Genomic DNA, 12,377 nt, shown 5'->3' on the forward strand with positions numbered 1-12,377 from the left:
TAAAACATTTTCTTACACGCACTATTTTTTTTAAGCCGAACAAAAAGACTATTCCTTGTGTGTCATCAATAAAAACAGAGGTGTTTTGTCTGGATAGATGTTAGAGGAAGGAGACCAAAGAACTGTGTTCAAACGGCTTAAGTAAATCACATAAGAAATCTTTTTTAACACAGATTACACCAATTTTCACAGATTATTTTTTGAATGGGAAGAGGAAACTCAGTAACAACTATTATATACTGTCGTGTATTGAAAATAGAGGTGTTTTGTCTGGATAGATGTTAGAGGAAGGAGACCAAAAAGCTGTTTTTGAACGGCTTAAGTAAATCACATAAGAAATCTTTTTTAACACAGATTACACCAATTTTCACAGATTATTTTTTGAATGGGAAGAGGAAACTCAGTAACAACTATTATATACTGTCGTGTATTAAAAATAGAGGTGTTTTGTCTGGATAGATGTTAGAGGAAGGAGACCAAAGAACTGTGTTCAAACGGCTTAAGTAAATCACATAAAAAATCTTTTTTAACACAGATTACACCAATTTTCACAGATTATTTTTTGAATGGGAAGAGGAAACTCAGTAACAACTATTATATACTGTCGTGTATTAAAAATAAACAAAATGACGCAACAGATTGATATTAAATTACTTTTTACAATAATGCTCCTTTTGACTTTATGACGTTTAAACTTTCGACTTCCTTATTTCATCTATTTTCGCTGTGCCAAAATTATTCGGAAATTTTGTTTTTGGACTGTAGCTATAACTACCCGTACTGCATCATTTGTCTAAATACTGCGCCCGAAATGCTTACAACTTATGCTTCAGCAATCCCAAAAGGTATTCTCCGTAACCTGATTTTCTCAAAGGCTCGGCTAGATCTTTCAATTGTTGCTCACTAATGAAACCCTGTCTCCACGCAATTTCTTCAATACAGCCCACTTTCAATCCTTGACGCTCTTCAATAACCTGAACAAATTGTCCCGCCTGCATTAAGCTATTAAAAGTACCGGTATCTAGCCAGGCCGTACCTCTGCTTAAAATTCCTACTTTCAAAGCCCCTTTTTCCAAGTACACTTTATTTACATCAGTAATTTCATATTCCCCTCTAGCACTTGGCTTGATATTCTTGGCAATTTCCACTACTGAATTATCATAAAAATACAAACCGGGTACCGCATAATTTGATTTGGGTTCTAACGGTTTCTCTTCAATAGAAAGCGCTTTAAAATCAGCATCAAATTCGACTACACCGTATCGTTCCGGGTCTGAAACATGATACGCAAATACGACCCCACCTTTAGGATTGGTATTGGATTGCAACAATTCATCCATATTGGATCCAAAGAAAATATTATCCCCTAAAACCAAAGCTACGCTGTCTTTCCCTATAAATTCTTCTCCAATAACAAAAGCTTGCGCTAATCCATTAGGAATGGCCTGCTCCGCATAACTAAATTGACAACCAATTGAAGACCCATCGCCTAATAATTTTTTGAAATTAGGCAAATCATGAGGAGTTGAAATAATTAATATTTCATTGATTCCCGCCATCATCAAAGTAGACAATGGATAATAAATCATGGGTTTGTCATAAACCGGCATCATTTGTTTGCTCATGGCCAGTGTTAACGGATGTAAACGGGTCCCGGAACCTCCGGCTAATATAATTCCTTTCATATATTTTTTATTTTTTTGCCACAAAGGCACTAAATTTCACAGGTATAATTTTTAATCTAAAATAATTTATTTTTTTAACTAATACCTTACAAAGGAAGTTTTTTCTATAGTTAAATCTACATCAGTTAAAAAAACGGACAACTGATCACTAATTATACTGCTTCTCGTAATAATTTGCATACTCCCCCGAAGTAATATTATTCAGCCAGGTTGGATTTTCCAAATACCAATTTACGGTCCTTTCCAATCCTTGTTCAAAAGTAACCGATGGTTTCCATCCCAATTCTCTGTTTATCTTACTGGCATCAATAGCATAACGCAAATCATGTCCGGGACGGTCTTTTACGTACGAAATTAATTGTTCCGAAGTTCCGGACTCCCTTCCTAATTTCTCATCCATTATTTTGCAAAGCAATTTAACCAAATCAATATTTTGCCATTCGTTAAATCCACCAATATTATACGTATCATGGTTAACTCCTTCATGAAAAACCAAATCAATAGCTACCGCATGATCTTCTACAAATAACCAATCTCGGGTATATTTCCCGTCACCATAAACGGGTAAGGGTTTGTTTTGAATGATATTATTGATGAATAATGGAATCAATTTTTCAGGAAAATGAAACGGCCCGTAATTATTGGAACAATTGGTCAACACATAAGGCAAGCCATACGTTTCTCCATACGCTCTGACAAAATGATCCGAACTGGCTTTTGAAGCCGAGTACGGAGAATTAGGATCATACGCAGTAGTCTCCGTAAACAATCCTTCGGCACCTAAACTGCCATAAACCTCATCGGTACTGATGTGGTAAAAACGTTTTCCTTCGTAATTGCCTTGCCAAGTAGCCTTAGCCGCATTCAATAAATTCATCGTTCCGATAACATTTGTTTTCACAAAAGACAACGGATCGGTTATAGAACGATCCACATGAGATTCGGCAGCTAAATGCAAAACACCATCAAATTGATGCTCCGCAAACAATTGATCAATGAATGGCGCATCAACGATATCTCCTTTTATAAAAGTATAGTTAGGCGCTTTTTCAATATCAACAATATTTTCGAGATTCCCAGCATACGTGAGTGCATCCAAATTAACAATTTGATATTGCGGATACTTCTTTACAAAAAGCCGTACGACATGGGACCCAATAAAACCGGCACCTCCGGTGATTAGTATTTTTTTCATTTTTAGATTTTATTTTTAATTCGTTTTAACAAAACTTCCCGAAATTTATTTTTTTCCCTGGCCTAGAGCGTGCGAAAAATAAAATTTAGTCAGTTTCTTTTTTGTTTCCCCTGTCCTAGAGAGTGCGGAAAATAAAATTTAGTTAGTTTCTTTTTTGTTTCTCCCTGTCCCTAAAGGGAGCAAAAAAGAAACACAAAATCCGATTTAAAATTAACAGGCTTTATTTAAATTACGTTTTGGATTTTCGGCTCCCTTTAGGGGTGGGACAAAACGGAAATTTCACACAACTCCTAACTCATAACCCACCTTTCATACAAACAGCTAAACTCTCTTTATAATCCGGAACAACAATACCATAAACTCGTTTAATCTTGCTTTTATCCAATAAAGAAAAAGCTGGACGTTTGGCAGGTGTAGGATAAGCCGCTGAGGGAATTCCTTTCACTTCACAAGTATACCCACCAATTTCCTGGATTGCCAGGACAAAGTCATACCAGCTGATTTCTCCTTCATTCGAATAATTATAGATTCCGGCAATCCAGTCTGGTGCTGTTACAATAGTCATCATAGCCTGAGCTAAATCGGCAGCATAAGTAGGCGAACCAATCTGATCGTTAACCACACTGATCGTATCTCGTTCTTGCAATAATCGTTGCATGGTTTTTACAAAATTGTTTCCAAATCTGCTATACACCCATGAAGTTCTAATGATAATTGCATCGGGATTTGCTTTCAAACAAGCTAACTCTCCCGCTCTTTTGGTTACTCCATACACATTAACAGGTTGCGTTAGGACCTCCTCGCTCAATGCGACAGCTGATGTCCCGTCAAAAACGTAATCAGTAGAAATATGAATTAGTTTTACAGAATGATCTTTCGTATATTGAGCAATAATGGCGACCGCTAAATGATTAACAATATCCGCTAATTCGTGTTCTGTTTCTGCTTTATCAACGGCTGTATAGGCACCACAATTTAATATAAAATCTGGAGTAATTTCTTCTAATTGACTTTGTAAAATCGACAAATTATCCAAGGACACTTGCGTTCTGTCTGCAAAAACCCATTCGAATTGGGAGTAATTATTAGACAATACCTTTAATTCCGAACCCAATTGCCCTTTGGCACCAATAACTAGTATTTTTTTCATTTTTATTTTTTCAACGCCAAAAACATTTGGCATAAAAGATTCCGGTTACCCTTTTATATTTAATAAACCACTGATCTACAAACTAACTTTATTTTTTAGCTAAAGCTTCAGAAATTTACCTTGCTAATCTGGCTTTCAAACGTAATGATTAAAATTAACTCAAAATCTAATTGACAACTTTTAACGGTAAATTTTTAAACAATGAAACATTTTTTAAGACTTTAGGCAGTCTTAAATGGAATCGATCGTTACCCTAGACTATTCTCACTTTTGTAAAACAATTTCCCAATTTTGTTAATATGCGAAAGCAAATCAACATTTGATATTTTTCGTTTTAGAGACAAATCTATTTTATAAGGGAGTAATAAATCATCTAATGCATTCTCTATTTCTAAAAACTCTGGAAAAGTTAATGAATTCTCGATGATCGTCAAATCAATATCAGAACCTGCTTTAAAATTCCCTTTAGCTCTAGAACCATAAATAACAACGCTATCAATTCCTTCATAGCTTGCAAAAACCTGATTTATTTTGTCTATATCTTTCTGTTTTAAGCCAAATTGTATCATTCTAAAATTCTTTCATTTTTTCTTTAAAAGAGACAAACAAATCGTAATACTGATTTAATATTCTGTCTCTAATATCGTTTGCTGTACTTACGTTATAAGTATGCGTAGATTGGTTTCTACTTTTTATCATTTCCATCCATTGTGCCCCATCCTGAATCAATCCTTTTTGAAAGGCTTCTCTTGTAGCATCTCTAGACCCTGTGATAGTCGTATTTCCCTGGTATTCAAAATAATCTTTCATTACATTCCAAGCCAACTCATGTGTAAATTCAAAAGCTTGAATAAGCCCTTGTTCTTCCAATTCATTCAAATTACCTTTCGCTATGAATTTCTGCAACTGTCCCAGTGCTTTCAGATAATTTCCAAAACGTTGTTTCCATCGAATATCTTCTTCCATATTTTAGTTCCATTTAAATTTTTTTTACTTTAATCGCCAAAAATATTTTAACTCTGTAACAAAAACTTTTCCGGAGCACTGCCACTGGTTAAACCAACAATCGTAATGCCCTTAACGTCTCTTTTGCAAACTTTACATGTAAAACCAAATTTTGATATAACCACAACTTTAAACCTAAAACCTAGCGCCCAAAACCTAACACCAATTTCAAAACTCCCAATCAATATCCTCAAAACTCGGCAAAACCAAATCCTTTTGAGAAACAATAACTTCATCAGGACTCACTTGCCAATCAATGGCCAAAGTAGGATCATCATACCGAATCCCTCTTTCGCTCTCCTTATGATACAATTGATCTACTTTGTATAGCACCGAAGCAGTTTCACTCAAAACCGAAAAACCATGGGCAAAACCGTGGGGAACCATCAATTGTTTTTTATTGGCTGCACTTAAAATCACACTAAAATGCTGTCCATAAGTTGCTGATTTTTTGCGTAAATCGACCGCCACATCAAGGATTTCTCCTTCAAGCACCCGCACCAATTTAGCTTGTGCAAAAGGATTAATCTGCAAATGCAATCCCCGAATCACCCCGCGTTTGGAGAAAGACTGATTGTCTTGTATAAATTGATAGGACATCCCATGTTCATGAAATTGAGCCTGATTGTAGGCCTCAAAAAAATAACCCCTCGAATCTTCAAAAACTGTTGGGGTAATAAGTACTAAATCTTTTATATTTGTTTTTTCAATGGTCATCTTGTAATTGTAATTTTATTTATTCTATCATTTAATTATAAGTAAGTCGAAAGTTTAAAAGTCGTAAAGTCAAAAGAATTAACTTTAAGTAAAACAGCTTTAAATCAAATTTTTACATGATTTTATCCTGATTTTAAAATACGACATTATACCAGGGTTATTACTTAATACAGAAAGCCAAACAACCACAATGGAATTTTATTTTGAAAACCATACTCAATATCGTCTGCGGCGATATAGGAATTTTCGATACCTTCAATTTGTTTCATCGACTTATCCTTTCCTCCAATTTCAAAAGAATATAAATCATTTACAAAAAAATCAGTTTTTTCGTGATGGCTCAACTTATTTTTATACCCCAATTGATTTGCAAAAAAGGTCTCTCTAGCCTTACCAATAGTAGCTTTTGAAGGAGAAAGTGTAAACATTAAATTTGTGTTTTCTAAATAAATCTTAGCTGGTTTTTGCAATTTCACACTTCCTTTAGCTTCTTTTTGCAAGTTAATGGTCAAACCTACTTCTTCCAAATAATGTAGATAAGTCATTAAAGTAGTTCTATTTATACCAATTTTATCACTTAAATTACTCACATTAGGTATAAAAGGAACCGATTCAGAGATTATAGCCAACAATTGTTTGATTTTTGGAACAAAGCCCAAATCAACACCTCGCAATAAAGGTAACTCAATTTTCATTGTGGGATATTCTTTTATATCATTACGAATCCTACTAAAACCAATAAAAGATTACAGTAGTTTATTTTCAATCGAATTTATTGCACTAAATGGAATTGCCGTAATAGAATTGCTCCTTTTTTGAACCAAGTCACCCCCATAAATCACATATCCCCCTTCTTTCTGAGCTAGTTTATTCCAATAAACAACTCCTTTAAAATAATCAATGGTTATTGTTTGCCCTGATTTTATCTCAATAGGAATTATATCCATCCCATTATCAATAATCAAGTCTATTTCTTTCCCTAAATTATCTCTCCAAAAATAAAGGTTATTGGTCTTGGCTTTATTAAATCTACTTTTAAGAAAATCAACAATAATCAAATTTTCAAAAAGCGCACCTCTAAATGGATGAACGTCAATTTGCTCACTATTTTGAATTCCCAATAAGGCAGACGCTAATCCCGTATCATAGAAATATAATTTAGGCATTTTTACAACTCTTTTGTTAAAATTAGAGTGATACGGTTGTAAACGGAACACTACAAAACTAGCTTCCAAAACACTAATCCAAGAACTAATCGTCTTTGTATCAACACCTATTTCTACCGCCAAACTATTCATATTCAACAACTGACCAATTCTACCAGCACATAATCGCAAGAATTTTTCAAAAACCACCAAATTGGTTATATTCTTAATCAGCCTAACGTCTCGCTCAATATATGTTCTAATATAATTTGAATACCACTGCGTAGTATCAACAGTGTCATTATATAACGAAGGATAGCAACCTTTAAAAATAGTCTGGCTAATAGTACGCTCCTTATCACCTATTTCGTGCAAAGTCAGTGGTAACAGATTAAGATAACCCACTCTTCCTGCTAAGCTCTGAGATATGCTTTCCTGCAACAAAAAATTATTTGAACCCGTTATAATAAATAAACCTTTTACAACTGATTCATCAAGGATTTGTTGCAAATAGGAAAAAATATCTGGAACTCTTTGCGCCTCATCAAATATTGCTCCATTGGGATAGTTTGACAAAAAGCCTCTTGGGTCTTCAATAGCAAACAAACGAATGTCGGGATTTTCAAAACTCACATACTCCTTGTCTTTAAAAATCCACCGTACCAAGGTAGTCTTACCAGACTGTCTCGGTCCAACCACGGCAACTGCTTTAAACTGCTTTGCCAAAGCTATAATTTCTTTTTCTGCTTCTCTACGTATCATTCTACAAATCTATACAATTACGGAATCAAATTCCATAATTGTATAGATTTTTTTAATCTGCGCCAATCTGCGTGAAATTTTTTTAACGCATCGGCGTGAAACTTTTCTATTTAAAACAATCAATATCAAATCGATATTCATCTTGAATTTCTCCTAACAAATAATCTCCCATGACCAATAATTTTGCTCCTTCCTTGAGTGCTTGAATACTACTTACGTACCCTTGAGGAATATAGAGAATATCAAGTGTTTCAGCATTTATTTATAATAAAAGAGAGTGATTTTAACCTTTTGGAAGGATTCTCCCAATTATCAATGGCAATCAATTCAATTTTAAAACTACCTTGTACAACAGAAAACCACCGTTGCTCTGTGCGGTGTCCTTACCACCCACGAACAAATGTGGTTTCGCTATTTTCTATGAGATAAATTCTTTTTATAGCCTTTGAATCAAAAGAATTATTAAATCGAAGGGTACCTCTAGTATCAGAATGATTTCCTCCTATAATTATTTTTGAAATTATTTTATTGGCAGTTGCAAATAGAACGTATTATTTGTCATCATAATGAAATCTACATTGAATAATAATACATTTTTGATCAATCCCTTTTGTTCCTTTTATGGAATAAACTAATCTATGTTCACCTGTAATTCTTCTTGACCAAAATCCTTTTAACCCAAACTTTAAAGGTTCTGGTTTTCCAATCCCTTTAAAACAATTTTGCTTAATTGATTTTATTAACTCTTTAATTTTATCAAGTACATCAGCATCATTTTCTATCCAATAGGTAAAATCTTCCCAACCATGACTTGTAAATTCGATATTCATATGAAGATAATATTTGTTTTTGTCGTTCTCGATAGCTGTCGGGAGGAATCGCCATTCTTCATTCCAGTTTGTGATTTAGAATCATTGCGATTTCATGATTTTGTAAATTCTATTAATCTAATGAATAGGGAATTGTTTCTCCTTCCTTTAGTTGACCAATAGATTCTTGAAGTCTATTCCTATTACTCTTGGTGGATAACAGATGCTCTGTTTCCAAAAGTGAATTATATTCTTGAATTGACATAATGACAACCGCTTCATTCTCTTTATTTCTAGGAACTACAATTACTTCCATCGATTGAGAAACATAATCAAAGTATTCTTTCATCCCTTTTCTTAATGCTGAAATTGTTATCGCTTTCATAATTTATTATTTTTTTTACAAATGTACAAAAAAATGTACTTAATATTGTACCACTTAACAATGTTTTATTTACGGGGATATCTGGATATTTTTACACGCCGATTTTCGCTGATCTAGCTCCACGCCGATTTTCGCAGATTCTTTAAAATCTTTAAAAAATCGGCGCTAATCTGCGCTTTTTTAATCTGCGCCAATCTGCGTGAAATTTTTATTTAGAAATTAGTTACGTTGTTTAAAAAAAGCATGGACAACTGCCGAAATCCGCTCCCTCTCCTCATTCGTCAAATTAGAACCGGAAGGCAGACACAACCCCTTTTCAAATAAAGTTTCAGCAACTGTACTACTATAGTATGGGTACTTCTCAAAAATAGGTTGCAAATGCATTGGTTTCCACAGAGGACGACATTCAATATTGGCTTGCTCGAAAGCCAACCGTAAAGCTTCTCTATTAATTCCTTTCACTGCATCAGGTTCCACCACAATGGAACTCAGCCAGTAATTAGCAAAATAATCATCATTTGGTGCTTCAAAAACGGTTACTGCTGCAATATCCTTGAATAAATCGACATAAAAAGCATGCATTTTTCTTCGCAAAGCCACATGGTCGTCTAAAACTTCCATTTGACCGCGGCCGATACCAGCACAAATAGTACTCATCCTGCAGTTACATCCTATCCACTGTACTGGTAATGCGGCGCATCATCTCTCGATCGTTCTTTTTTGCAAATCGATTACTGTTTTTTATTTTTCTCTTGCAAAACCTGTTTTGCATTCAATCCTGTTACAACTTTTTTACCTGTTCTAGCTTCCAATTCTTGGAGAGCTACTTTGGCTACATTGCCCCCCTGTTGAGCCACTTTTTGACTCTCTTCAAAACTTTTAGGATTTACGGCTTGCGAAATATCTTTGGTAGAAGCCTCCGCTAGCATATTCAAAATCAATTCTGTATTAGTCATATTGTCCCGCAGATTTTCCTTTTTCAATCCCTTCAAAATTTTATACTCTTTAGTAGTTTTATCCGACCAAGCTTTGGTAATAATATCGGTTAATGTTGCAAACTGAATTCCTTCTTTCAGCCCTTTGTTTTTCCATTCATCGGTCAGTTCTTTTCGGATTTCAATACTTTTCAGTCGTTGATTGATCCAACTTTCCGAATAACCCAATTGCAAATACTGTTCTAAGGCGCGATCGATCGTCAGTTCAGGATCTTGCATTTCATCCAAACGTTCTAATGCTATTTGTGCCAACCAAAGTTTAAAAGGTTCCGCTGTTGGTGAAGGTATCGATTGTATCAGTCTGAAAAGCTGCTCTGTATCTGCCACATCAGTTTTATAAAACTTTCCATCGGCAGATTGCATTTTCAGTTGTACGATATCCTCGTACAACTGGCTCCCTTCCTTGGACAACTTCTTTTTTAAATCCGTCCAATACCTTCTAGGGATTGTACTATCGGTTAGTACAAGAATAACATCCACTATAGAAAAATACCATTTCTCTTGTTCAGAATCCCAAAGGGTGCGCACTTTTTTTTCTTCAAATAACTGTAAAGCTTGGCGTTGTGTCATACTCTATATTTTTAAAAGTTTACTTTTACAAAGATCGTATATCCGTTATTTGCATACTTATCAACTTTCAGTTTCGAACTGACAATAGCTAACAGATAACTACAAACCGAAAAACCTTCTCACTACCCCGGCAATCCGCTCCCTGTCTACATTCGTCAAATTAGAACCGGAAGGCAGACACAACCCCTTTTCAAATAAAGTTTCAGCAACTGTACTTCCATAGTATGGGTACTTCTCAAAAATAGGCTGTAAATGCATTGGTTTCCATAAAGGACGACATTCAATATTAGCTTGTTCGAAAGCCAAACGCAAAGCTTCTCTATTAATTCCTTTCGCTGCATCAGGTTCCACCACAATGGAACTCAGCCAGTAATTAGCAAAACAATCATCTTTTGGAGCTTCAAAAACGGTTACTGTTGCAATATCCTTGAATAAATCAACATAAAAAGCATGCATTTTTCTTCTCAAAGCCACATGGTCGTCTAAAACTTCCATTTGACCGCGGCCGATACCAGCACAAATATTACTCATTCTATAATTATACCCTATTTCACTGTGTTGATAATGCGGAGCATCATCTCGCGATTGGGTCGCAAAAAACACAGCTCTGTCTTTCAACTCCTTCGTTCGAGTAACAATAGCACCACCTCCGGAAGTGGTAATGATTTTATTTCCATTAAAAGATAGAACTCCAATATCTCCGAAAGTACCGCATTTTTGTCCCCTATAACTGCTCCCTAATGCTTCCGCACTGTCTTCTAGAATTGGAATACCATATTTATCCGCTATTGTTCTAATTTCATCAATTTGATACGGCACACCATACAAATGCACTGCAATAATCGCTTTAGGCGTTTTTCCTGTAGCAATTCGGTCTACAATAGCTTCTTCTAAAGCAATCGGGCATAGATTCCAGGTGTCCGTTTCACTGTCAATAAAAACAGGAATTGCCCCTTGATACAATATAGGATTAGCCGAAGCCGAAAAAGTCATACTCTGACAAAGCACTTCATCACCTGCTTGAACTCCTAATAAAATCAGACCTAAATGTATCGCTGCCGTACCCGAACTTAAAGCTCCGACATGAGTTTCATTTCTTAAGTAATTTTCAAGGGCCTGCTCAAAAGCATCAACATGAGGTCCTCCAGTAGTAATCCAATGTGTTTCTAAAGCTTCTTGGATATACCGTTCTTCAAAACCACTTCGCTGAGACAATGATAAAAAAATTCGATTTTTACTCATTGAGTTTCCAATAATTGGCTTCGTAACGAACATCATCATCACTAACATTGTGCAATGGTAAAGTCGAAAACGATAATAGTTTCGAATGGGATTCTAGGGATTCAATAGCATTGGCATAACCAGCCGGAATATGCAGCATTTTACTTTCTGACGCTAATAAAGTAACGGTCTCAATTGTTAAATCTTTAGAAGGTTGCTCCCAGTCATCAATTTTTACATAATGAATCCTGAAAGAACCACTCAAACAATAAAAATTTTTGGAGTCTAATTTATGTCCTTGCCAAGCACGCACAGGATGCGCATCAGAATTACTGATAATATAAAATCGTTCAATGCCATTAAAACTAAAATCATTGACGTACGATACCGTACCGCGGTGATCCGAAAAATTTCCTCCTGTAATTATTGTGGGTTTCACGTATATAATATTTTGTCATTATAAAATAGTCCGGGTATCAGTTCGAGCGCAGTCAATCACCAAATACTTAAAAAATCGCTAACTCAGGTCCCGATACCTTCAAACTGAACCCTGAACACTCTTGTTACCACTCCTTTTCACCGTCCTTAAATAAAAAGCATAAAAAAACAACATTTGAAATTAAAAGGAGGACTGCCAGTGGCAGTCAGGTTAATAAATACAACCGTTTTTACGCTTTTGATTTGCAGGCTTGATTTTTTTGTTTCTTTTTTGATCAAGCAAAAAAGAAAAGAACATGT

14 protein-coding genes are annotated in these 12,377 nt (G+C 35.1%); all 14 read right to left on the reverse strand.

Annotation, left to right across the window (positions count from 1 at the left end; all coding sequences use genetic code 11):
- Nucleotides 1–815: 815 nt before the first annotated feature.
- The 14 genes from rfbA to EKM05_RS11210 all read right to left on the reverse strand — a co-directional run bounded on the left by rfbA (nt 816) and on the right by EKM05_RS11210 (nt 12,078).
- Nucleotides 816–1,685: a glucose-1-phosphate thymidylyltransferase RfbA gene (rfbA, locus tag EKM05_RS11140; RefSeq protein ID WP_126461242.1), complete on the reverse strand. Its 870-nt coding sequence runs from the start codon at nt 1,683–1,685 to the stop codon at nt 816–818.
- Nucleotides 1,686–1,833: 148 nt separating this feature from the next.
- Nucleotides 1,834–2,880: a dTDP-glucose 4,6-dehydratase gene (rfbB, locus tag EKM05_RS11145; RefSeq protein WP_126555263.1), complete on the reverse strand. Its 1,047-nt coding sequence runs from the start codon at nt 2,878–2,880 to the stop codon at nt 1,834–1,836.
- A gap of 295 nt (nt 2,881–3,175) precedes the next feature.
- Entirely contained in the window at nt 3,176–4,030 is an 855-nt protein-coding gene (rfbD, locus tag EKM05_RS11150; RefSeq protein ID WP_126555266.1) for a dTDP-4-dehydrorhamnose reductase, read from the reverse strand.
- Between the two features lie 248 nt (nt 4,031–4,278).
- Nucleotides 4,279–4,599 (reverse strand): nucleotidyltransferase domain-containing protein, encoded by a 321-nt coding sequence (locus EKM05_RS11155; protein ID WP_126555269.1) that lies wholly within the window; start codon nt 4,597–4,599, stop codon nt 4,279–4,281.
- A 1-nt stretch (nt 4,600) separates the two neighbouring features.
- Nucleotides 4,601–4,996: a nucleotidyltransferase substrate binding protein gene (locus EKM05_RS11160; protein ID WP_126555272.1), complete on the reverse strand. Its 396-nt coding sequence runs from the start codon at nt 4,994–4,996 to the stop codon at nt 4,601–4,603.
- Nucleotides 4,997–5,203: 207 nt separating this feature from the next.
- A complete protein-coding gene (rfbC, locus tag EKM05_RS11165; protein WP_126555274.1) occupies nt 5,204–5,752 on the reverse strand; it encodes a dTDP-4-dehydrorhamnose 3,5-epimerase in 549 nt (182 codons plus the stop codon).
- A 164-nt stretch (nt 5,753–5,916) separates the two neighbouring features.
- Nucleotides 5,917–6,447 carry an ATP-binding protein gene (locus tag EKM05_RS11170; protein WP_126555276.1) on the reverse strand — a complete coding sequence of 177 codons (531 nt, stop codon included), beginning with the start codon at nt 6,445–6,447 and terminating at the stop codon, nt 5,917–5,919.
- A 51-nt stretch (nt 6,448–6,498) separates the two neighbouring features.
- Nucleotides 6,499–7,659 (reverse strand): ATP-binding protein, encoded by a 1,161-nt coding sequence (locus tag EKM05_RS11175; RefSeq protein ID WP_126555279.1) that lies wholly within the window; start codon nt 7,657–7,659, stop codon nt 6,499–6,501.
- Nucleotides 7,660–8,210: 551 nt separating this feature from the next.
- A complete protein-coding gene (locus EKM05_RS11185; RefSeq protein ID WP_126461268.1) occupies nt 8,211–8,489 on the reverse strand; it encodes a Txe/YoeB family addiction module toxin in 279 nt (92 codons plus the stop codon).
- 112 nt (nt 8,490–8,601) lie between these two features.
- A complete protein-coding gene (locus EKM05_RS11190) occupies nt 8,602–8,853 on the reverse strand; it encodes a type II toxin-antitoxin system Phd/YefM family antitoxin (RefSeq protein ID WP_126461271.1) in 252 nt (83 codons plus the stop codon).
- 219 nt (nt 8,854–9,072) lie between these two features.
- Entirely contained in the window at nt 9,073–9,510 is a 438-nt protein-coding gene (locus tag EKM05_RS11195; RefSeq protein ID WP_126555282.1) for a DegT/DnrJ/EryC1/StrS family aminotransferase, read from the reverse strand.
- Between the two features lie 74 nt (nt 9,511–9,584).
- Nucleotides 9,585–10,418 carry a Bro-N domain-containing protein gene (locus tag EKM05_RS11200; protein ID WP_126555285.1) on the reverse strand — a complete coding sequence of 278 codons (834 nt, stop codon included), beginning with the start codon at nt 10,416–10,418 and terminating at the stop codon, nt 9,585–9,587.
- Nucleotides 10,419–10,517: 99 nt separating this feature from the next.
- Entirely contained in the window at nt 10,518–11,660 is a 1,143-nt protein-coding gene (locus EKM05_RS11205; RefSeq protein WP_126555286.1) for a DegT/DnrJ/EryC1/StrS aminotransferase family protein, read from the reverse strand.
- Entirely contained in the window at nt 11,653–12,078 is a 426-nt protein-coding gene (locus tag EKM05_RS11210) for a WxcM-like domain-containing protein (RefSeq protein ID WP_126555289.1), read from the reverse strand. Before EKM05_RS11210 ends, EKM05_RS11205 begins: the two co-directional genes overlap by 8 nt.
- Nucleotides 12,079–12,377 lie beyond the last annotated feature (299 nt).

This window comes from Flavobacterium sp. GSP27 (genome assembly GCF_003970395.1).
GTDB lineage: Bacteria > Bacteroidota > Bacteroidia > Flavobacteriales > Flavobacteriaceae > Flavobacterium.